We start from the raw sequence: 20,320 nt of genomic DNA on the forward strand, positions 1-20,320 counted from the left end.
ATATTATTTCATTTGATATGTTTCAGCTGGCTATTTCAGATTTTTTCCTCAATGGGCTCTGTTCAACGTGCTGACAAGTAAAAATTATGGTGCTTAGATTTATAGAAGGTCTTCATTCGGATACAATACCGCGCCTTTTGTGTTCAGAAGGGCCATTTTTATTCCAATGAGTTCAACGTAGAGTACAAATTAGGAAAAGCGGTATGGCTGATAGCAATCTATCCAACGAAATTACCAAGCGACGCACGTTTGCTATCATCTCTCACCCTGATGCCGGTAAAACGACGATTACTGAAAAAGTACTGCTTCACGGTGGCGCCTTACAGAAAGCGGGTACTGTAAAGGGCAAGAAATCTGGTCAGTTCGCAAAGTCCGATTGGATGGAGATGGAGAAGGAGCGGGGGATATCCGTTACTACTTCGGTTATGCAGTTCCCTTACCATGATGCACTTGTGAATCTGCTGGATACACCAGGGCACGAGGATTTTTCGGAAGATACCTATCGTACCCTGACGGCCGTCGACTCGTGTCTAATGGTGATTGACAGCGCTAAAGGTGTTGAAGATCGAACCATCAAGCTGATGGATGTTACTCGTTTGCGAGACACCCCCATTATCACCTTTATGAACAAGCTGGACCGGGATATCCGGGATCCGGTAGAACTGCTTGATGAAGTCGAGGATGTTTTAAAGATCAACTGCGCGCCCATTACCTGGCCGATTGGTATGGGGAAAGGCTTCAAGGGGGTGTACCACATCCTGCGTGATGAAGTCATCATGAACCAGACCGGTAAAGGCCACACGGTACAGGATGGGCGAATTATTAAAGGGTTAGATAATCCGGAGCTTGACGAAGCGCTTGGTCATGACGCTGCAATCCTGCGTGAAGAAGTCGAGCTGGTTCAAGCCGCATCACACGAATTTGACCGGGAAGAGTTTCTGGCGGGTACCATGACGCCTGTGTTTTTCGGGACGGCGTTGGGTAACTTTGGTGTTGATCATGTCTTGGATGGTCTGGTGGACTGGGCGCCGGCGCCACAAGGGCGGGAAACCGATAGACGCAGGGTGGAATCGACAGAAGAGAAGTTTTCCGGGTTCGTGTTCAAGATTCAGGCGAATATGGATCCTCTGCATCGGGATCGCATCGCGTTTTTACGGGTGTGCTCAGGTCGCTATCAGCAAAATATGAAAATGCGCCATGTTCGCATTGGTAAAGATGTTCGTATTGCTGACGCTCTTACTTTTATGGCAGGTGACCGTACTCGTGCGGAAGAGGCCTTTGCCGGTGATATTATTGGCCTGCATAATCATGGCACCATTCAGATCGGTGATACCTTTACGGAAGGTGAGGATTTGAAGTTCAGCGGTATTCCCAACTTTGCACCGGAGCTGTTCCGTCGCATCCGGCTCAAGGATCCGTTGAAGTCAAAGCAGCTTCAGAAGGGCTTGATCCAGTTGAGTGAAGAGGGTGCTGTACAGGTGTTCCGTCCTCTGAATAACAACGATCTGATCGTTGGCGCGGTGGGGATGCTTCAGTTCGATGTGGTCGTACACAGGCTGAAATCCGAGTATAAAGTGGATGCAATGTACGAGTCGGTGAATGTGACAACTGCGCGCTGGGTGGATTCATCTGACGTGAAGAAGCTAGAAGAATTCAAGCGAAAGGTGTCTGAAAACCTGGCATTGGATGGGGGGGATAATCTGACCTATCTGGCTCCGACCCAGGTGAATCTGCAGCTGGCGCAAGAGCGTCACCCGGATGTTACCTTCCGCAAAACCAGAGAACATTAATCGTTCTGGTGAAGCTTTGCCTGTAGTCCTGATACTGAAGGCTGATGTATGTTAGGTGTATGCCCTGAGCTGAGTCAGAGCATGGGGCGGTTGTTGTGCCGTCTCTGTACCACGACATTGAACATGCAGGGTAAAGTGGAATTTAGAGTGTGGAATATATAGATAGTCACTGCCACCTGGATTTTTCTGCCTTCGATGAGGACCGAGATCAGGTGGTTGCCCGCACTACGGCCAGCGGTGTAGGGCTTTTGGTGGTGCCTTCCACGACGCCTGAGAGCTGGCCGAATGTTTTGGCTCTGGCTGAACGATATCCATGTGTCCGTATAGCGCTGGGGCTGCATCCCTATTTTCTGGGAAACGTGGAATATAGTGCGCTGGACGAATTGCGAGACCTCGTCAAAAGCGAGCGTTCAAGGATAGTCGCAATTGGCGAAACTGGCCTTGATCGAATGATTGATGTGGATTATGGCAGGCAACAGAAGTTTTTTGAGCGGCAGGTCCGCATTGCTGAAGAATTTTCCCTTCCTGTAATCGTCCATTCCCGTAAGGCAAATGATCAGGTGGCTTCTATTCTTCGCCAATCTGCAGTCACTGATGGTGTCGTCCATGGTTTTTCCGGCAGTTATCAGCAGGCTATTGCTTTCTGGAATATCGGAATGCGGATTGGGGTTGGGGGCGTGATCACCTATGAGCGCGCTCAAAAAACACGGAAGACAATAGCTTCGTTGCCTACTGAATCTCTTGTGCTTGAAACGGATGCGCCAGATATGCCTCTATGTGGTAGGCAAGGTAAGCGTAACTCACCTGAGTATTTGTCCGAGGTGTTTCATTCCCTGGAAAAAATTCGTTCGGAAGGGCGACATCAATTGCGTAAACAGTTGATACAGAACACCCTTAAGCTGTTTTCGTTGAGTGATAGCTGTTAGTTGCCAATAAAGCTGGCATTTCCTTTGTGGCCACAGTATAATCCTGCGCCCGGATTTAACATGGAGTAAATTTTCAGCAACGCCCCGAAGCTGGAGATTGAAAGTGTTGTCCAGAATGAACTTCTGTCATCCAACCTGAAGTTCGATGTAAGTAATAGCCTGTAACTAATATAGATGGTAAGGCGGGAAATTAAATGAAAACGATCAGCGCAAAGCCAGAAACCGTAAAGCGTGACTGGTACGTTGTAGACGCGACCGACAAGACTTTGGGTCGTCTGTCAACTGAAATCGCCCGTCGTCTGAGGGGCAAGCACAAAGCCGAGTACACTCCTCACGTCGACACTGGTGACTACATTGTGGTAGTTAACGCAGAGAAAGTGCGTGTAACCGGCCGTAAGGCACAGGACAAAATGTACTATCGTCACACTGGTTATCCCGGTGGTCTGAAAGAAATGTCCTTTGAGAAATTGATTGATCATGCCCCTGAGCGCGTGATTGAAACTGCGGTAAAAGGCATGCTTCCTAACAATCCTCTGGGTCGTGCCATGCTGCGCAAGTTGAAAGTGTATGCTTCTTCAGAGCATCCTCATACTGCTCAGCAACCCATTGAACTGAAACTGTAAGGAAGGTAGGCAATGTCTGTTACTCAATATTATGGTACCGGCCGTCGTAAGACTTCTACCGCTCGTGTGTTCTTGCGTCCTGGTAATGGTCAGATTACTGTAAACTCCAGTCCTCTGGATGATTACTTTGGTCGTGAAACTGCCCGTATGGTGGTTCGTCAGCCGCTGGAGCTGCTGGAAGTTGTTGAAAAGTTTGACGTGCTGGTAACGGTTAAAGGTGGTGGTCCATCTGGTCAGGCTGGTGCGATTCGTCACGGTATTACTCGTGCCCTGATCGAATATGATGAAGCTAATCGCTCTGCGCTGCGTAAAGCCGGGTATGTTACTCGTGATGCGCGTGAAGTTGAGCGTAAGAAAGTGGGTCTGCGCAAAGCGCGTAAGCGTCCTCAGTTCTCCAAGCGTTAATTCGCTGGAAGCTCAAAAGAAACCCGGATATTTCCGGGTTTTTTTATGTCTGAAGATAATGTTGCTTAAAATTGATTTGGCTCCAAAACGCTTCAAAAAGGCGCTTTTGTGGGGGCTTGTGGGGCATCTCTCCTTGTATCCAATAGGTATTTTCATTAGTATGTCAGCCGGATTTTATGCCGGAAGAATGACAAGCAAAATCACTTGATTTTTTGGGCTGTTAGGAGAGCGTAAGCGCTCCAAGCGGATAAAAGTGTGGGTGAGGTAAATTGCTGCCTGATGGGAGAAACCTAATATGAGTCAAGGCGACGTGAACAAGAGCCGCCGTCGTTTTCTTGTAGGAGCTACTTCGGTGGTTGGCGGTGTGGGAGCCGTCGGCGCTATTACACCTTTTGTAGCCTCCTGGAACCCGAGCGCGAAAGCGAAAGCTGCCGGTGCACCTGTCAAGGTGAATATCGGTAAGCTTGAATCGGGTCAGCAAATGACAGTTGAATGGCGTGGTAAGCCGGTCTGGATTGTCCGCCGTACTCCGGAAATGTTAGCTGAACTGTCCAAGCATGAAGATGGTCTGCAGGACCCTGCTTCGGAAAAGCCTCAGCAGCCGGAATATGCCAAGAACTCTTATCGTTCCATAAAGGAAGAGTATTTGGTTCTGGTGGGAATCTGCACACACTTGGGCTGTTCGCCCCAGTATGTGCCTGAGGTAATCCCTGATGAGGCCTTTGGTGGATTTTTCTGTCCGTGCCACGGGAGTAAGTTTGATATGGCCGGGCGCGTACTGAAGGGCGTACCTGCACCTACGAATCTTGTGGTTCCTCCCCACATGTATACAGAAGGTCTCAATCTGACTATCGGCTTGGATGAGGAGAGCGCCTGATGCAAAAACTAGTTCAGTGGATCGATGAGCGTTTGCCGGTCGTCGAAGCCTTCGAAAAACACATGAGCAAATACTATGCTCCGAAGAACTTTAACTTCTGGTATTACTTCGGGGTTCTGTCAATGGTGGTTTTGGTAAACCAGCTGTTGACCGGTATTTGGCTGACCATGAGCTACAATCCAAGTGCCGAAGGCGCCTTTGCCTCAATCGAATATATAATGAGGGACGTTGAGTACGGGTGGTTGTTGCGTTATCTGCATTCAACCGGTGCTTCTGCCTTCTTTGTGGTTGTCTATCTCCACATGTTTCGTGGCTTAATGTACGGTTCTTATCAAAAGCCCCGTGAACTGATCTGGATTTTCGGGATGGCAATTTATCTGGTTCTTATGGCGGAAGCCTTTATGGGCTATCTCTTGCCTTGGGGACAGATGTCATACTGGGGGGCTCAGGTTATCGTATCCCTGTTTGGTGCTATACCTGTCGTTGGTGAAGATTTGGCGCAGTGGATTCGTGGTGATTATCTGATTTCCGGTATTACCCTGAACCGATTCTTTGCGTTGCATGTGGTGGCGCTGCCAATTGTTCTGCTTGGCCTTGTGGTGCTTCATGTACTGGCTCTGCATGAAGTGGGCTCGAACAACCCTGATGGGGTTGATATCAAGAAGAACAAGGATGAAAACGGTATTCCTCGTGATGGTATTCCATTCCATCCTTACTATACGGTTCACGATATTGCTGCTGTTGTGGTGTTCCTGTTTGTATTCTGCACGGTTGTCTTCTATTTCCCGGAAATGAACGGTTACTTCCTGGAAAAGCCGAATTTTGAACCTGCGAACCCGCTCAAGACGCCAGAGCATATTGCCCCTGTATGGTACTTTACTCCTTTCTATGCGATGTTGAGGGCGGTAACTATTCCGTTCCTGGGATTGGATGCGAAGTTCTGGGGAGTGGTTGTCATGGGTGGTGCAATCGCGATTCTTTTTGTTCTTCCATGGCTTGATAAGAGTCCTGTGCGTTCAATGCGCTACAAAGGGTGGTTCAGCAGAATCTGGTTGCTGATATTTGCCGTCTGTTTCGTTATTTTGGGGATTTGCGGTGCACTTCCGCCAAACGATCAGCCATATTGGTTAGCGCCGGTCTGTACGACTCTGTACTTCGCTTACTTTATTCTGATGCCGTTCTACACCAGGATGGAGAAAACCAAGCCGGTTCCAGAGAGGGTGACGCACTAATGAAAAGAGTTTTATTCACACTGCTATTGTCCCTGTTTGCTGCTCAAGGTCTGGCTGCGTCGGACAAAGTGGCTTTGGACCACGTTGACGTTGATATCTATGACAAGGCATCTCTGCAGTCTGGAGCGGCTTTGTTTACGAACTACTGCATGGGGTGTCACTCCATGAAGTATGCTCGGTACGAGCGTGTGGCTGATGATATCGGTATTCCTCATGAGCTTTATGTTGATAACCTGATCTTTGGTGATGCGAAGATTGGAGAGCTCATGGATATTCCGATGCAGTCAAAGATGGCCGCAGGCTGGTTTGGTGCGCCTCCTCCCGATCTGAGCCTGGTGGCCAGATTGCGTGGCCCTGAATGGTTGTATACCTATCTGCGTACTTTCTATAAGGATGAGTCTCGTCCTTGGGGGGTGAATAACGCAGTGTTCAAAGATGTGGGGATGCCACACGTGTTGATCGACCTTCAAGGGTTGTGTGCGGAAAAGCCACACACGGGAGGCAAACCGGGTATTGATCCTATGAGCGGTCAGGAAATTGGTGTGTCAGGATGTCAGTCGTATGCTGTGGAAGGTAGTATGACCCCGTCCGAATACAACGATGCGATGCGGGATCTGGTAAATTTCCTTGTCTATGTAGGTGAGCCCTCAAAGTTGCAGGCCAACTATATTGCACCATTTGTACTGATGTTCCTGTTTGTGCTGTTTGTATTTGCCTATTTGCTCAACAGGGAGTATTGGAAAGACGTGCACTAGTCTTTCGTGTATAATAAGTACCCTTTTTAAGACTCGCTCCAGCATTGGGACGCCAATGCTGGATTTTTCTGTTTATAGAGCAGTGTTTAATTTTTGACTGAGGTAGATCTATGGGAGTCGTGACCAAGCGGTCATCAATGACGTTTTTTTCTGATGCTCAAAGCCACTATAGCCACCGTGTAAGAATCGTGTTGGCGGAGAAAGGTGTGGCAGTTGAAGTAATTGATGTCGATCCGGATAACAAGCCTGAAGAGATTGCGGATCTTAACCCATATAACTCTCTGCCTACGCTTGTAGATCGTGAGTTGGCTTTATATGAGCCGAACATCATGATGGAGTACCTCGACGAGCGTTTTCCTCATCCTCCTCTGTTGCCTGTATATCCGGTGGCCAGGGCGCAAAGCCGTCTGTTGATCCATCGTATTCAGAGAGATTGGTGCAGCCTGGCGGACGTTATTCTTGAAGGGAAGGAAAGTGCCTCTAAAGTTGAGGCGGCTCGTAAAGAGCTGCGTGAGAGCTTGATTGCGGCAGCACCGATATTCTCTGAGAAGCCTTATTTCATGAATGAAGAGTTCACTATCGTGGATTGTTGCGTGGCTCCCGTTCTTTGGCGTCTTCAGGTCATGGGGATTGAATTGCCTGAAAAGCAGGTGAAGCCTCTGTTGAAATACATGGAGCGCCTGTTTAGCCGTGAAAGTTTTAAAGCCAGCTTGTCTGAGCTTGAACAGGAGATGAATTCCTAATTGTTATGAAGTCTAGTCGCCCCTATTTGCTGCGTGCATTGAATGAATGGATTCTTGACAGTCAACTGACGCCATATGTGGTGGTTGATGCATCTCTCCCCTCGGTGGATGTTCCTCGGGATTTTGTCAGTAATGGTCAGATAGTCCTGAACATAAGTCCCCATGCGGTCAGAGGTCTCTCCATAGATAATGAATATCTGGAGTTCAGCGCGCGGTTTGGTGGTGTTCCTCGGCAGGTGACTGTGCCGATCGTCTCCGTGTTGGCTATTTATGCAAAGGAGAATGGTCAGGGAATGGTCTTTGGTTCTGAGCCGGGCGGAGCTCCGGATCCTGAAGGCTCATCGCCGGATGGGGAGGCTCAGAAGAAAGAGGCTCCAAAACCTGGGGGCGGCAAGCCAAGCTTGAAGATTGTGAAATAAAAAAACGGGCTTAATGCCCGTTTTTTTATGTTTATTTGTGCTTGGTCGGTTCTAATTAGTCCGTTGGCCCAAATAGAGAGCGGTCAATGTAGTCGCAAAGACTGTGGATGGCCAAGAGATGAACCTCCTGTATACGGGCTGTAGATGTTGACGGAACCCGGATCTCTATGTCGTCCTGTGACAATAATGAGGTCATGTTACCCCCGTCTTTTCCTGTCAGAGCGACAACTTTCATTTCTCGATCATGTGCTGCCTGGATGCCCTGAATGACATTGGCAGAGTTGCCGCTGGTGGAGATGGCCAGAAGAATATCGCCTGCATTTCCGAGGGCTCTGATCTGTTTGGAGAACACCTCATTGTAGCTGTAGTCATTGGCAATAGAGGTCAGGGTGGATGTGTCTGTTGTCAAAGCGATAGCGGGAAGGCTGGGACGCTCTCTTTCAAAGCGATTTAGAAGCTCAGAGGAAAAGTGTTGCGAGTCTCCGGCGGAGCCGCCGTTTCCGCAGCATAGTATTTTTTTCTCCTCCAGGAGTGCGGATACCATCAATTGACCGGCAGCATCAATGAGTGGAGGTAAAACCTCTGCAGCCAATTGTTTGGTTTTAATGCTCTGTTCAAAGAGGTGGTTGATTCTTTCTATGCTATTCATGCTCTCTCGCTCTCTATGTGGTACGACTGCCATTAGCAGCCAAACGCATCTTTGATCCAGTTAAAGTTAACATTGGTCGATTGTTCGGGCCAGCTCTCAATAACATCAAATCGGCATGCCGGTTGGTTCTTGAGGGTCAGTAGATAGTTTCGGGCGGCCAGTATAATTCTCTGCTGTTTTCGGTGGGTTACAGTTTCTGCGGGTGTGCCGAAGCGATTTGACTTGCGATGCCTGACTTCCACGAATACCAGCGTCTCTTTCTCACGGGCAATGATATCAATTTCGCCACCCTTGCAGCGATAGTTCTGTCTGACAATGGCGAGTCCTTTCTGCCTTAGATATCGGGCCGCCTGTTTTTCGACAGATTGCCCGAGGCTTGTTGTGTTTCGGACCGATTGAAAAAGATTCATGGTGTAGTCAGAGTCAGCAGGGTCTTTACCTGTCCTTTTTCAAATGTTGCCCATTCAAGTTGCCGACGAATCTGGTTGTGTTCGTTAATGGCAAGATTGCCTGTCATACCCTGAAGCTGGCTGCTTGGAAATCTTTCCATCAAGGCCAGTCGAGGAGCTAGGCGATAGGCGTCAATGCCCATAGCGTACAGCCGTTCATACCGGTTTATGCCAGCCAGATATTTGATTTCGCTCCGAAGAGGGATGGTCTGACTTAGCAGCCAGGGTATCTCTGTAAATCGGACGTTATCCAGATCGTGGTCTTTATCCCTTTGCTGAAATCCTGCATAGATTTGAGATGTCGCATACACAGGGATATCTGAAGCGTAGTGGAAGGCTAGCAGGGGCTTTATCTGTCGTGCAATCGTGGGCGTAGCGATGAGTATGGCGGCGTCAATGTCCTGGCGTCGCCGTGGTTCAAATTCCAGTTTCCCCATCAGGTTTCTGAGTTCATTGTAGCGCTGGTCGCTGTCTTCTATATCCAATAGCGCTGATATGCCGTTTGAAAGGCTGTCTTCCTGCGTGTACTGATACGTCAGAAGCTGAAATGCCTCATTGTTTTGCTCTTTCTCCCTTAGGGCGTCAATCAGCTCCATGGCCCAGGGGGCGTCGGGGTAGATGGCTGCTACCCGGGATTTTTTCATGGCGTCCAGATGATTGAGAATCTGTGTGATTTCATCTTCTGCCGCGAGGCCATACTGGAACATTCCGGGGGTTGACATGCCAAAGGTGTCGGCATAGTTCAATGCCAGCACAGGGGGATTCATCTGCGGAAGCAGTGCCAGCTCCGATACCTGTTCCTTTTGGAGTGGTCCGACGACAAGATCATAGTCCTCGATTTGTAATTGCAGGTAGAGGTCCAGAATTGAGCTGTGTTGTTCGCTGTCGATGACATTGATTTCTGTGCTGATCGCGCTGACTTCTGCGTCGGCATGGAAAGCCGCAAAGAAGCCGTCTCTGATTGCCGCTCCGACTTTTTCAAGCGGGCCGGACAGAGGGAGTATTAAGGCAATCTTTTCAGGGCGGGTGTTGGGGAGCTCAATCAGCATTTGAAGTTCATCGGGCAGATGTTGGGCAGCAGCGTGAGCCGGCCAGTTATCTTTCCATTGGTTCAGGGCTTCCAGCTGCTGGTCAAGGCTGTGCTGGTGGAGGCGAATTTGATTGATGAGCTCCAGCCATCCCTGCCAGTCATAGTCCTGCGGCTGTTCCAGGGCTCGGCTCAGCTCCAGAGCCGGGGTGGCGCGCAAGGCGCTCCAGATGCTGTTGTGGTTTTCCCAGTATTTTTCACCTGTGTAAAGGCCTGCATTAAACGCTCTTAGCCGGGCGGCATCTAAGGGTCGATTGGCCGCCAGCAGGGCTTCGGCCCGCAAATCAGCTGCTTTCAACTGGGTTTCAAGCGGTGCCGTGGTAAACGCGACAGAGGGGGCTTCTTCAAAATAGGTAATTGCCAGTTCTGGCTTATTGAGCGTCATGGCAAGACTGCCGGCCAGTAATATGTAGCGCTCATACTGTGCCTGCGAAATCGTGGTGGTGTTGATTGCAGTTACCGTTCGTTCGGCGTTGCTATAATCTTCGCGCGAAAGATATATCTCCAGGGCATTTAGAAGGTAGTCGGCCCGTTCTGTCGAAATCGCCCGTTGTGCCAGCCATAACTGTTGTTCGGCTTCATCTTCAGGCATGGCTTCCGAAACTTCCGGACCGGTCTTGATGGTCTCTTTCGAGCCGCAGGCGGATAGGGTAAGTCCCAAGGCTGCGATAGCAATCAGAGATAAGTGTCCGGGTTTTCTGATCAGACGATGAATAAAAATAAGCATTGGCGAAGTTAATCGTTTTGACATCATGATTCCACATGTAGACTGGGCTGGCCGTTGGCGGCATTCTATCAAAGAGGTGGTGCCGGGCAAAAATGATTCACGGTTTCCCGCTTACAATGTTGTTAGTTTTCGTAACGCAGTTAGCGATAATGGTGTCCGGTGTTCAAGTTAAAGTCTCGAAATATGCTGTCACCGTTGGGCGGTGGCTGAATTTAGATCAGTCGGATCTATTTGTCGAATTACTCCCATAGCAAGGTAAAGATATGTCCAAACCTGCAAACCCCGGACGGTTGTATGTTGTTGCCACTCCTATTGGAAATCTGGAGGACCTCAGTTCCAGGGCGCTGGCGACGCTGAAGGAAGTTGATGTGATTGCAGCAGAGGATACACGCCATAGTGCAAGGCTGTGTCGTCATTTTGGTATAGGTACGCCGATGCTGTCATTGCACGCATTTAATGAGGCCTCCCGCTCGGAAGGGTTGGTGTCAAGGTTGCTCGACGGGGAGTCAGTGGCTTTGGTGTCCGACGCCGGAACACCGTTGATTTCTGATCCTGGTTACCCGCTGGTAAGAGAGGCGCGGGCGCAGGGGGTTCAGGTCATCCCAGTGCCGGGAGCCTGCGCCATGGTGGCAGCCCTGTCGGTGGCCGGGCTGCCCAGTGACAGATTTGCTTTTGAAGGCTTTTTGCCTGCAAAGGGCAGTGGGCGCCGAAAGCAGCTGGAAAGTCTGAAGAAAGAAACCCGTACGCTCATTTTTTATGAGTCTCCCCACAGAATTATGGATTTTCTGGAGGATCTATGTGCGATCTTTGAAGATCGGGATGTGGTTCTGGGAAGGGAGATTACCAAGACCTTTGAAACTTTTTTAAGCGGGTCAGCGAAAACACTGATTCAGCAATTACAGGAAGACACAGATCAGCAGCGTGGGGAGTTTGTGGTTTTGGTGGCTGGTGCGGAAGAGTCTGCGGAGTCTGATACTGATATCGACATCGACAGGCTCCTGATCATGCTGCTGAAGGAGTTACCAGTGAAAAAGGCGGCGGCGATTGTTGCGGAGGTAGCTGGGTTGAGTAAGAACGATTTGTATAAACGCGCGTTGTCTTTAAAAGAGGGCTGATTTGTCACCGGGTGTCTGGTTTTGGTTGCATATAAGCGCTGAAGTGGCTAATCTGCGGCCGAGTCTGCCAGGCAGCTGCTGTCCAGAGAAATGCCTACGTAGTAGGTGATTCTCTGGAGGGAGGAAAGTCCGGGCTCCACAGGGCAAAGTGCCAGGTAACGCCTGGGCGGCGCGAGCCGACGGAAAGTGCAACAGAAAATATACCGCCTAAGTGTTTTCGAACACCGGTAAGGTTGAAATGGTGCGGTAAGAGCGCACCGCATGGCTGGTAACAGTCCATGGCATGGAAAACCCCACTCGGAGCAAGACCAAATAGGGGTCCAACGGCGTGGCCCACGCTGGACCCGGGTAGGTCGCTTGAGGTGCACGGTGACGTGCATCCCAGATGAATGGCTGTCCACGACAGAACCCGGCTTATCGGCAGACTCACTATACTTTTCCCACTTTGATGGTCGCTTAGGCCGTCAAAGTGGGAAAATTTCCCCATAAATCTGAATCTCCGCTCACTCTTTTCGGGTGGTGGAAACTCCCTGGACTCTCTTCAAAAGCTTCTGTTTATCTGTTTTTTAGATCAAAAAATTCTTAAACGTCACAAATCTATTGAAGATAGATTTGTACCTTTATGAAAATTAAGCAATTTTGTCTCCTTTCTTTTCTCTCTAACTTCTCTTCATTCGGTAACTCTTTGTCTTTCAAGGGGAAGTGAACTTCATTACCGCTCTTTCATTGTCTTGAAAAAAACCAATTAGCTTTCTATAGTGTGCAGAAGTGGGAATTTGTGGATATTAGTGCCAGAAAGTGGAAAACAAAGGCGCAAAGTGGCAAAAGGTGTCTTTTGCTCCCCCTCAGATTCCCAGGCAGATACTTCATTGGGAGCCCGGCCGGCACACATGAGTTATTTTCAGGGTAGTCATTCCATCAATATGGATGCGAAAGGTCGCATAGCGATCCCCACGAAAGTTCGTGAGGATCTCCTGGCGCTATGCCAGGGGAATATCGTTGTGACTGCCCACAATGAAGAACCTTGCCTGTTGATATATCCGGAACCTGCCTGGGAAGAAATTCGTCCGCAAATCGAAGCGCTCCCTAACATGAATAAGGCCGTGCGCAGACTGCAAAGGCTGCTGCTTGGACATGCGACACCTTTTGAATTGGATTCCGCAGGAAGAGTATTGCTGCCTCCTACCCTGAGGGATCATGCCAAGCTCGAGAAAAAACTCAGGTTGATCGGGCAGGGCAAAAAGCTGGAGCTGTGGAGTGAAGAGCTCTGGAATGCCTGGCTGGAAGAGTCTGAAGATGATGGCGACATGCCGGTCGAAATGCAGCAGTTGGCATTGTGATGACAGATACGTCAGAAAATTTTGCACATGTGACGGTACTACTGAAGGAAGCCGTCGAAGCTCTGGCCATCAAGGAAGGTGGAAAGTATGTCGATGGTACTTTCGGCCGGGGTGGACACAGCCGACTGATATTGGAGCACCTTGGTACAGATGGGAAGTTGTTGGGAATCGATAAGGATCCCCGGGCTCAGCAGAGTGCTGAAGATCTGAAATCAAGGGATAGTCGATTGTTATTTTACCGCGGCAGTTTTGCGGAGATCCGACAGGCTATCGAAGCGCAGGGATGGGAAAGCGTTGACGGTGTGCTGTTGGACCTGGGGGTTTCATCGCCGCAACTGGATGATGCGAGCAGAGGGTTCAGTTTCAACAAGGAAGGACCTCTGGACATGCGGATGGATCCGGAGAGCGGTGAGTCGGCGGCAGATTGGGTAAACCGGGCCCCCGAAGAAGAGATTGCAAGAGTGATCTGGGAGTACGGTGAAGAACGATACTCCCGGCGCATGGCAAAAGCGATTGTACGTGAACGAGAGAAGCAGGCGATTGTGACGACCCAGCAGCTTTCTGAAATTGTGGCAGCAGCGCATCCCCGCTGGGAAAAGGGGAAGCACCCTGCTACGCGCGCATTTCAAGGTATCCGGATTCACATCAATAGTGAACTGGCTGACCTGGAAAAAGGGTTGGAGGATGCCTATGACAGTCTGGCGCCAGGAGGCCGCTTGGCTGTCATCAGCTTTCATTCGCTGGAAGACCGCAAGGTCAAGCAGTTTATGCGGGATAAAGTCAGAGGGCCGCAGCTCCCCAAGTGGGTGCCTGTAACCGATGACGGTGTCCCAAAAGCAAAGTTGATAGGAAAGAAGGTGCGGGCTGGCAAGGATGAATTGGCTGTCAATGTCAGGTCCAGAAGCGCGGTAATGCGGGTAATGGAGAAATGCGCATGATTTTGATTAGAAATGCTGGGCAGGCAACTCCGATGGTTCGCCGTAGCTCGTCCGCAAAAACAGTATCTGTCTGGCCGTCGTTGATGGAGTGGTGGAAGGAAACCTGCTACCTGATGGCTGGATTTATCAAGGGGAGAACCATTGTGACAGTGGGTTTAATGTTAGCCCTTGTGGTTTCAGGGATTGCCGCAGCTTATGCGGTTCATCTTAACCGTCAGTTGTTTATCGAATTGCAGGGGCTGCAGCAGCAGAAGGACCGCTATGAGCGGGAGTGGACGCAATTATTGTTAGAAGAGAGCGCCTGGAGTGCGCATAGCCGAGTGGAACAGATTGCCAGTAAACAGTTTGGAATGTCTGTGCCGCGAACAGGTCAGGTCGAAATCGTGAGATGAAACGTCAACCCAACGCCAAACTCCACACGTCTGGAGCTTCAAGCAGATCGCCTGCGGATCAGCAAATTGCTGCCGCGGGCGATTGGCGTTTTCTGCTGGTGCTTTTGGTACTGGCAGGATGCTTTGCGGCGTTGGCCTGGCGGGCAGTGGATTTGCAGGTGATTGACCAGGAGTTTCTCAGTGGGCAGGGGGACCTTCGGACCATCAGATTTGAGGACATTCCGGCTACTCGCGGAAAAATTCTGGATCGTCATGGTGAACCTCTGGCGGTCAGTGCGCCGGTTGTGACGTTGTGGGCGAATCCTCAGCAAGTGGATTTGACCAATCCCGGTTGGAGTGCTTTGGCTGAACTTCTTGGTGATGACGTTGGAGAATTGAAGGAACGCCTGGGGCAGAATTTCGAACGTGAGTTTATCTACATTCAGCGTCAGATGGCTCCTGAGCTGGCGGATGCGGCGATGCAGCTCAGTCTAGAGGGCCTGTACAGTCAACGTGACTTCAAACGCTATTACCCGGCCGGTGAAGTTGCGGCTCATGTGGTCGGCATGACAGATATTGATGAAAAGGGGCAGGAAGGGGTCGAGCTGGTGTTTGACCAATACCTACAGGATACCCCCGGGAAGAAAAAAGTGCTGAAGGACCGTCGTGGTTTTGTCGTTCAGGATCTGAGTCTTATCAGCGATGCGATCCCTGGCGAAGACCTTCAGTTGAGTATCGATTTGAGATTGCAGTATCTCGCATACCGGGAATTGAAAGCTGTTGTAGAGGCTCATCAGGCTCACTCGGCATCACTGGTATTACTGGATGTTAAAACCGGAGAGGTGTTGGCAATGGTCAATCAACCCTCCTACAACCCCAATAATCGGGGCAGTATTCAGGCTGCGGCATTGCGCAACAGAGCGATAACAGATTTGTTTGAGCCGGGCTCGACCATGAAGCCGTTCTCGATTGCAGCGGCGTTAGGGTCCGGTAAGTTCTCTGTAAACAGTGTGGTCGACACCAGTCCCGGATATCTGCGTCTGAATGGGCGCACCATCAGGGATCATCGCAATTACGGCAAGCTCTCTCTGACCAAGGTGGTAGTGAAGAGTAGTAACGTCGGAACCAGTCGTATTGCCTTCAAAGTGGGAGGGGAGTCGATCTGGGAAACATTTTTCAATGCGGGATTTGGTCAGGCGACTGGAATTGAGTATCCGGGTGAGGCCGTGGGAAGTCTTCCCAATTACAGTAATTGGAAGCCTGTAAGGTTGGCAACGCTTTCCTACGGCTACGGATTGTCGACGACCACTCTGCAGTTGGCGCAGGCATATATGGCAATCGCCTCCGGGGGAATAAGGCATCCGGTAAGCCTGATCAAAGGCGGGCAAAAGGGTCTGTCGTCCCAGCGAGTAATGAGCGAAGAGGTGGCCACCTCTTTGAAAAATATTCTCGAGCAGGTGGTTCTACAGGGTGGGACAGGAACCAGGGCTCATGTATCTGAATATCGGGTCGCCGGCAAGACTGGAACAGTTCATAACATCAGTGCGGGCGGCGGTTACGCTGAAGATGATTACACTTCTGTCTTTGCCGGGCTCGCACCGGTGGAAAACTCTCGTTTGGCAATGGTAGTGGCAGTGAACGGGCCGCAAAGTGGTGAATACTACGGTGGTGAGGTGTCTGCACCGGTATTTTCACGGGTAATGGCCAATTCTCTGCGTCTTCTCAATGTTGCACCGGATATTCATCCGGGGCTTATGGCTTCAGCTTCCAAGAAAGCGGAGCGGGGAGGATGAAAATGGCAGGAACTGCACAGAAAAAGCTTAGCGCTTTGTTGACTGGCTGGGTCAGTGTTCCGGCGGGTTTGGACTGCTGGGTAGCTGATATCCAATTGGACAGCCGGAAAATCACCCGAGGAGCACTGTTTGTCGCTTCAGAAGGAGTGAGCTCTCAGGGGCGGGACTATATAGATGACGCCATTGACCGTGGCGCCAGTGCGATTGTTTTGCCTGGCGATCAAGTACAGGTCTATGAAAGAAGCAATGTGATATTTATTGAGCTTGAAGAGGTTCGACCATGTGTCGGCCATATTGCTCATCGATTCTTCGGCCAGGTAACCGCGGGCATGACGGTTGTGGGAGTGACGGGCACCAATGGGAAATCGTCTCTTACCCACTATATTGCGGAAATGGCTGAATCGTTGGGAATTTCCGCAGCCGTCATTGGCACTTTAGGTGTGGGGAAACCCGGTGCTTTACAGGCTTCCAGTCATACCACACCTGATGCGGTGACGGTCCATCGTCACCTGGCAAGCCTCTATGAACAGGGGATTGAGCTGGTCGCGATGGAGGTGTCGTCTCACGCCATGGATCAGTACCGTGTTGCCGGTGTGAAGTTTAAAGCTGGAGTTTTTACCAATCTTTCCCGTGATCATCTGGATTATCACGGGACCATGGAAGCTTATGAAGAGGCGAAAAAACGACTGCTGATGCAGCCCGGAATTTCCAGGATTATCAACCTTGATGATGCAACAGGACGTCGCTGGGCTGTGGAAATGGTCGGAGAGAACACAGTGACTTATTCGTCCAGTAAAGAGAGAGTTGCCCGAGTACAAGGGCACAATCCCAGCTTCCAGGACGAGGGAATAAAATTTGATCTGGCTTATGGCGGCGACTCGGTGCAAGTCGAGGTGCCGTTGGTCGGTGACTTTAATTTATCTAATGCTCTGGCGGCAGCATCCTGCCTGTTGATCTTGGGACGGCCGTTGTCTGCTGTTGCCAAGGCGCTGGCTCAGCTCACAGCAGTACCTGGAAGAGTGGAACGGCTACAGCCTGCAGATGATGCTCAGGATAACCCTTCAGTGATAGTTGACTATGCGCATACACCGGATGCTCTGAGCGTTGTTCTGCAGGCATTGAGAGCACACTGTAGTGGAACTCTCTGGTGTGTTTTCGGGTGTGGAGGCGACCGAGATCCCGGTAAGCGTCCACTAATGGGGGAGATTGCCGAATCGCTGGCGGACAGGGTGGTTATTACAGATGACAATCCCCGCACCGAAGATCCGCAGTTGATTATTGCGGATATTCTGAAAGGTCTGGAGCAACCTGAAAGCGCAGCCGTCATTCAGCCTCGCGATAAGGCCATAGAATTTGCCATTCGCCACGCTCGTCCCGGTGATATGGTGCTTTTGGCTGGAAAAGGTCATGAAGACTATCAGGAAGTGAACGGAGTGCGTCAGGCATTTTCAGATAGCAAGGTGGCCAAGGCGACGCTGGAGCATCTTGTCATTAGTAAGGGCAATGAACCGCGTCAGGCGGGAGGTTGGGTGTGATTGGAACCTGGACCAGCCAGGATATTGCAGTGTGCTGCCAGGGCGAGCATAAGGGGCCTGTTGTGGACATTGCTGATGTCGTCACAGATTCCAGAAAAGATTGTGCTGGGGCCTTATTTGTGGCGCTAAGCGGAGAGCGTTTTGATGCCCATGATTTCGTCGAAGATGTCGTTGCCAAGGGGGCTCAAGCACTGATGGTGGAGCGTCCGCTGGCGCTGAGCACTACACAGGTGATCGTTCCAGATACGACAAAAGGGCTTGGACATGTCGGGGCCGCTAACAGGGCTCGGTTTAATGGGCCTGTTGTGGCTATTACCGGAAGCGTTGGCAAGACCACCGTGAAGGAAATGCTGGCCAGTATTTTTGGTCAGGCGGCGACCGTCTGCAAGACAGAGGGCAACCTGAATAATCACTTTGGTGTGCCCATCAGTCTGATGCGGTTATCGGATGAACATCAGGCCGCGGTATTTGAGCTGGGGGCAAGTGGTGTGGGCGAGATCGCCTATACCGTTAGTTTGGTGAAACCCCAGGTAGCCATCCTGAATAATGCCGTGGCGTCTCATTTGGAAGGCTTTGGTAGCCTGGAGAACATTGTTCGGGCAAAAGGCGAAATTATTGAGGGACTTCCGGAGGACGGTATTGCTGTGCTGAATGCGGATGACCCGAACTTTGAATGTTGGCTGGCAATGGCGGGCAAACGTCGTGTGATTAGTTTCGGGCTGTGTGAAACAGCCAATGTGTATGCGCGACAGTTGAAGCTGGAAGCGGAGTTTTCTGTATTTGAACTGGTGACGCCATCCGGAACGATGAAGGTTCGATTGCCGTTTTCTGGTGAGCACAGTGTCAAGAATGCGCTGGCAGCGGCAGCAGCGGCACTGGGGGCAGGCGTCTCTGTATCCCAGATTGTGGCGGGGCTCGAAAATGCTCCTGCAGTAAAGGGACGCATGAATCGCAAGGTGGCACCCAATGGTGTGACTGTATTGGACGACACTTATAACGCCAACCCAACTTCTATGATGGCGGCGCTGGATGTCTTGGTTCGCTACCCGGGCCGCCATATTGCAGTGTTGGGCTATATGGGCGAGCTCGGGGAAGAAGTGGATGAAGCGCACCGGAAGGTTGGAGAGTACGCCAGATCTATCGGTGTCGAGCAATGCTATGTCACTGGTACTTCAGCCGAAAGTTATCGGCAGGGGTTTGGAGACCATACATTTGTCGGCCGCGGAAATTCGGAAGTGATTGCTGAGTTGAAGCGAAACATTCGTGCGGGAGATGTCGTGCTATTGAAAGGATCCCGCAGCGCCAGGATGGAAGAAGTGGTAGAGGCCCTGATGAGTGGGCAAAGTTAATCACCGCGAGGCCAATATGACCGCAGGTGAGATGAGGCACTTGAATGATTTTGGCCATGAACTTTACAAAACAAATAGGAAATACCATCGATGTTAGTTTGGGTAGCTGATTTCCTGGCGCAGTATTTCAGCATTTTCAGCGTCTTCCAGTATTTGACGCTACGTGCCATTTTCGGCGTGTTGACGGCCTTGGTTATATCGTTGGTTGTCGGCCCGGTAATGATCAGGAAGTTGAGTTATTACCAGATAGGCCAGGCAGTTCGTGACGATGGTCCGGAGAGTCATTTCAGCAAAGCCGGAACACCGACCATGGGTGGGGCGCTGATTCTCGTTGCTATTGCTGTCAGCACATTGCTCTGGTCTGACTTGAGTAACCGGTACGTGCTGATCACTCTGGCAACAACGCTTTTATTTGGCGCCATCGGGTGGGTGGATGACTGGCGTAAAGTAGTTGAGCGGAACCCAAAAGGTTTGCCTGCCCGCTGGAAATACCTGTGGCAGTCCGTGTTTGGACTGGCCGCCGCCTGGTTGCTCTATGAGACCGCTCAATCGGTAGACGAAACAGCACTGATCGTGCCGTTGTTTAAAGAGGTCGCCATACCGTTGGGCGCTGGGTTTATTGTACTGACCTACCTCGTCATTGTTGGCAGCAGTAATGCGGTAAACCTGACTGACGGTTTGGATGGTCTGGCCATTATGCCGACCGTGATGGTTGGTGGCGCATTGGCAATATTTGCTTACCTGAGTGGACATGTGAAGTTTGCAGAATACCTGCACATTCCCTATCTGCCGGGGACAGGGGAACTGATTATATTCCTGGGGGCACTGGTCGGTGCCGGACTTGGTTTCCTCTGGTTCAATACCTACCCGGCGCAGGTGTTTATGGGGGATGTTGGTGCATTGGCGCTGGGAGCTGCCTTGGGTGTTGTGGCCGTTATCGTGCGTCAGGAAATTGTTTTGTTTGTCATGGGCGGCGTGTTCGTGATGGAAACCGTCTCAGTGATTTTGCAGGTGGCTTCGTTCAAGTTGACCGGCCGAAGAATTTTTCGGATGGCGCCTTTGCATCATCACTTTGAATTGAAAGGCTGGCCTGAACCCCGGGTAATCGTCCGGTTTTGGGTCATCACTGTGGTACTGGTCCTGATAGGTCTGGCCACACTGAAAATTCGCTGAATCAGTGATTTGATTCGGTGGACA

The 20,320-nt window shown here is 50.6% G+C and carries 20 protein-coding genes and 1 other RNA gene; 18 read left to right on the plus strand and 3 right to left on the minus strand.

What is annotated here, in order from left to right:
* The first annotated feature begins 203 nt into the window (after positions 1-203).
* From prfC to F566_RS0122520, 9 genes are all read left to right on the plus strand, one after another.
* Positions 204-1,790 carry a peptide chain release factor 3 gene (gene prfC / locus F566_RS0122480; protein ID WP_020409288.1) on the plus strand — a complete coding sequence of 529 codons (1,587 nt, stop codon included), beginning with the start codon at positions 204-206 and terminating at the stop codon, positions 1,788-1,790.
* Between the two features lie 149 nt (positions 1,791-1,939).
* Positions 1,940-2,716: a TatD family hydrolase gene (locus F566_RS0122485; protein ID WP_020409289.1), complete on the plus strand. Its 777-nt coding sequence runs from the start codon at positions 1,940-1,942 to the stop codon at positions 2,714-2,716.
* A 194-nt stretch (positions 2,717-2,910) separates the two neighbouring features.
* The gene (gene rplM, locus F566_RS0122490; RefSeq protein ID WP_020409290.1) at positions 2,911-3,339 is read left to right on the plus strand and encodes a 50S ribosomal protein L13; all 429 of its coding nucleotides are present in this window, start codon (positions 2,911-2,913) and stop codon (positions 3,337-3,339) included.
* Positions 3,340-3,351: 12 nt separating this feature from the next.
* Positions 3,352-3,744, plus strand: a complete 393-nt coding sequence (rpsI, locus tag F566_RS0122495; protein ID WP_020409291.1) for a 30S ribosomal protein S9 — start codon at positions 3,352-3,354, stop codon at positions 3,742-3,744.
* Positions 3,745-4,039: 295 nt separating this feature from the next.
* Entirely contained in the window at positions 4,040-4,621 is a 582-nt protein-coding gene (gene petA, locus F566_RS0122500; protein ID WP_020409292.1) for a ubiquinol-cytochrome c reductase iron-sulfur subunit, read from the plus strand.
* Positions 4,621-5,853 carry a cytochrome b gene (locus F566_RS0122505; protein ID WP_020409293.1) on the plus strand — a complete coding sequence of 411 codons (1,233 nt, stop codon included), beginning with the start codon at positions 4,621-4,623 and terminating at the stop codon, positions 5,851-5,853. The genes petA and F566_RS0122505 overlap by 1 nt, the downstream gene beginning before the upstream one ends.
* Complete coding sequence (locus tag F566_RS0122510; RefSeq protein ID WP_020409294.1) at positions 5,853-6,608, plus strand: cytochrome c1; 756 nt, start codon at positions 5,853-5,855, stop codon at positions 6,606-6,608. Before F566_RS0122505 ends, F566_RS0122510 begins: the two co-directional genes overlap by 1 nt.
* Before the next feature lie 110 nt (positions 6,609-6,718).
* Entirely contained in the window at positions 6,719-7,351 is a 633-nt protein-coding gene (sspA, locus tag F566_RS0122515; protein ID WP_020409295.1) for a stringent starvation protein SspA, read from the plus strand.
* 5 nt (positions 7,352-7,356) lie between these two features.
* A complete protein-coding gene (locus F566_RS0122520; protein WP_020409296.1) occupies positions 7,357-7,770 on the plus strand; it encodes a ClpXP protease specificity-enhancing factor in 414 nt (137 codons plus the stop codon).
* Positions 7,771-7,825: 55 nt separating this feature from the next.
* Here the strand turns inward: F566_RS0122520 and F566_RS0122525 are convergent, their stop codons facing one another.
* From F566_RS0122525 to F566_RS0122535, 3 genes are read right to left on the minus strand one after another with little or no spacing between them, the layout of a single operon-like run.
* Entirely contained in the window at positions 7,826-8,419 is a 594-nt protein-coding gene (locus F566_RS0122525; RefSeq protein WP_026180242.1) for a phosphoheptose isomerase, read from the minus strand.
* A 32-nt stretch (positions 8,420-8,451) separates the two neighbouring features.
* A complete protein-coding gene (locus F566_RS0122530; RefSeq protein WP_020409298.1) occupies positions 8,452-8,829 on the minus strand; it encodes a YraN family protein in 378 nt (125 codons plus the stop codon).
* On the minus strand, positions 8,826-10,709 hold the full coding sequence (locus tag F566_RS0122535) for a penicillin-binding protein activator (RefSeq protein WP_157497015.1): 1,884 nt from the start codon (positions 10,707-10,709) through the stop codon (positions 8,826-8,828). Before F566_RS0122535 ends, F566_RS0122530 begins: the two co-directional genes overlap by 4 nt.
* 236 nt (positions 10,710-10,945) lie before the next feature.
* Here F566_RS0122535 and rsmI point away from each other — a divergent pair, with 236 nt between their 5' ends.
* From rsmI to mraY, 9 genes are all read left to right on the plus strand, one after another.
* Positions 10,946-11,797 (plus strand): 16S rRNA (cytidine(1402)-2'-O)-methyltransferase, encoded by an 852-nt coding sequence (rsmI, locus tag F566_RS0122545; protein ID WP_020409300.1) that lies wholly within the window; start codon positions 10,946-10,948, stop codon positions 11,795-11,797.
* A 59-nt stretch (positions 11,798-11,856) separates the two neighbouring features.
* Positions 11,857-12,230, plus strand: an RNA gene (gene rnpB / locus F566_RS35735) — RNase P RNA component class A.
* A gap of 355 nt (positions 12,231-12,585) precedes the next feature.
* On the plus strand, positions 12,586-13,137 hold the full coding sequence (gene mraZ, locus F566_RS0122550) for a division/cell wall cluster transcriptional repressor MraZ (RefSeq protein ID WP_020409301.1): 552 nt from the start codon (positions 12,586-12,588) through the stop codon (positions 13,135-13,137).
* Positions 13,137-14,075: a 16S rRNA (cytosine(1402)-N(4))-methyltransferase RsmH gene (rsmH, locus tag F566_RS0122555; RefSeq protein ID WP_020409302.1), complete on the plus strand. Its 939-nt coding sequence runs from the start codon at positions 13,137-13,139 to the stop codon at positions 14,073-14,075. Before mraZ ends, rsmH begins: the two co-directional genes overlap by 1 nt.
* Positions 14,072-14,467 carry a cell division protein FtsL gene (gene ftsL / locus F566_RS0122560; RefSeq protein ID WP_020409303.1) on the plus strand — a complete coding sequence of 132 codons (396 nt, stop codon included), beginning with the start codon at positions 14,072-14,074 and terminating at the stop codon, positions 14,465-14,467. The genes rsmH and ftsL overlap by 4 nt, the downstream gene beginning before the upstream one ends.
* Entirely contained in the window at positions 14,464-16,239 is a 1,776-nt protein-coding gene (locus F566_RS0122565; protein ID WP_020409304.1) for a peptidoglycan D,D-transpeptidase FtsI family protein, read from the plus strand. The genes ftsL and F566_RS0122565 overlap by 4 nt, the downstream gene beginning before the upstream one ends.
* Before the next feature lie 2 nt (positions 16,240-16,241).
* Positions 16,242-17,774 carry a UDP-N-acetylmuramoyl-L-alanyl-D-glutamate--2,6-diaminopimelate ligase gene (locus tag F566_RS0122570; protein WP_157497017.1) on the plus strand — a complete coding sequence of 511 codons (1,533 nt, stop codon included), beginning with the start codon at positions 16,242-16,244 and terminating at the stop codon, positions 17,772-17,774.
* Positions 17,771-19,123, plus strand: a complete 1,353-nt coding sequence (locus tag F566_RS0122575; RefSeq protein WP_157497019.1) for a UDP-N-acetylmuramoyl-tripeptide--D-alanyl-D-alanine ligase — start codon at positions 17,771-17,773, stop codon at positions 19,121-19,123. Before F566_RS0122570 ends, F566_RS0122575 begins: the two co-directional genes overlap by 4 nt.
* 90 nt (positions 19,124-19,213) lie before the next feature.
* Positions 19,214-20,296, plus strand: a complete 1,083-nt coding sequence (gene mraY, locus F566_RS0122580; RefSeq protein WP_020409307.1) for a phospho-N-acetylmuramoyl-pentapeptide-transferase — start codon at positions 19,214-19,216, stop codon at positions 20,294-20,296.
* Positions 20,297-20,320 lie beyond the last annotated feature (24 nt).

The sequence above is a fragment of the Hahella ganghwensis DSM 17046 genome (assembly GCF_000376785.1).
GTDB lineage: Bacteria > Pseudomonadota > Gammaproteobacteria > Pseudomonadales > Oleiphilaceae > Hahella > Hahella ganghwensis.

What these genes read in the sequence shown, in the direction of transcription:
- ftsL (WP_020409303.1), top strand. Translation starts at nt 14,072, where the DNA reads ATGATTTTGATTAGAAATGCTGGGCAGGCAACTCCGATGGTTCGCCGT.
- F566_RS0122570 (WP_157497017.1), top strand. Translation starts at nt 16,242, where the DNA reads ATGGCAGGAACTGCACAGAAAAAGCTTAGCGCTTTGTTGACTGGCTGG.
- petA (WP_020409292.1), top strand. Translation starts at nt 4,040, where the DNA reads ATGAGTCAAGGCGACGTGAACAAGAGCCGCCGTCGTTTTCTTGTAGGA.
- prfC (WP_020409288.1), top strand. Translation starts at nt 204, where the DNA reads ATGGCTGATAGCAATCTATCCAACGAAATTACCAAGCGACGCACGTTT.
- F566_RS0122505 (WP_020409293.1), top strand. Translation starts at nt 4,621, where the DNA reads ATGCAAAAACTAGTTCAGTGGATCGATGAGCGTTTGCCGGTCGTCGAA.
- rpsI (WP_020409291.1), top strand. Translation starts at nt 3,352, where the DNA reads ATGTCTGTTACTCAATATTATGGTACCGGCCGTCGTAAGACTTCTACC.
- F566_RS0122520 (WP_020409296.1), top strand. Translation starts at nt 7,357, where the DNA reads ATGAAGTCTAGTCGCCCCTATTTGCTGCGTGCATTGAATGAATGGATT.
- F566_RS0122510 (WP_020409294.1), top strand. Translation starts at nt 5,853, where the DNA reads ATGAAAAGAGTTTTATTCACACTGCTATTGTCCCTGTTTGCTGCTCAA.
- sspA (WP_020409295.1), top strand. Translation starts at nt 6,719, where the DNA reads ATGGGAGTCGTGACCAAGCGGTCATCAATGACGTTTTTTTCTGATGCT.
- mraY (WP_020409307.1), top strand. Translation starts at nt 19,214, where the DNA reads ATGTTAGTTTGGGTAGCTGATTTCCTGGCGCAGTATTTCAGCATTTTC.
- F566_RS0122565 (WP_020409304.1), top strand. Translation starts at nt 14,464, where the DNA reads ATGAAACGTCAACCCAACGCCAAACTCCACACGTCTGGAGCTTCAAGC.
- rplM (WP_020409290.1), top strand. Translation starts at nt 2,911, where the DNA reads ATGAAAACGATCAGCGCAAAGCCAGAAACCGTAAAGCGTGACTGGTAC.
- F566_RS0122535 (WP_157497015.1), bottom strand. Translation starts at nt 10,709, where the DNA reads ATGATGTCAAAACGATTAACTTCGCCAATGCTTATTTTTATTCATCGT.
- rsmI (WP_020409300.1), top strand. Translation starts at nt 10,946, where the DNA reads ATGTCCAAACCTGCAAACCCCGGACGGTTGTATGTTGTTGCCACTCCT.
- F566_RS0122530 (WP_020409298.1), bottom strand. Translation starts at nt 8,829, where the DNA reads ATGAATCTTTTTCAATCGGTCCGAAACACAACAAGCCTCGGGCAATCT.
- F566_RS0122525 (WP_026180242.1), bottom strand. Translation starts at nt 8,419, where the DNA reads ATGAATAGCATAGAAAGAATCAACCACCTCTTTGAACAGAGCATTAAA.
- rsmH (WP_020409302.1), top strand. Translation starts at nt 13,137, where the DNA reads ATGACAGATACGTCAGAAAATTTTGCACATGTGACGGTACTACTGAAG.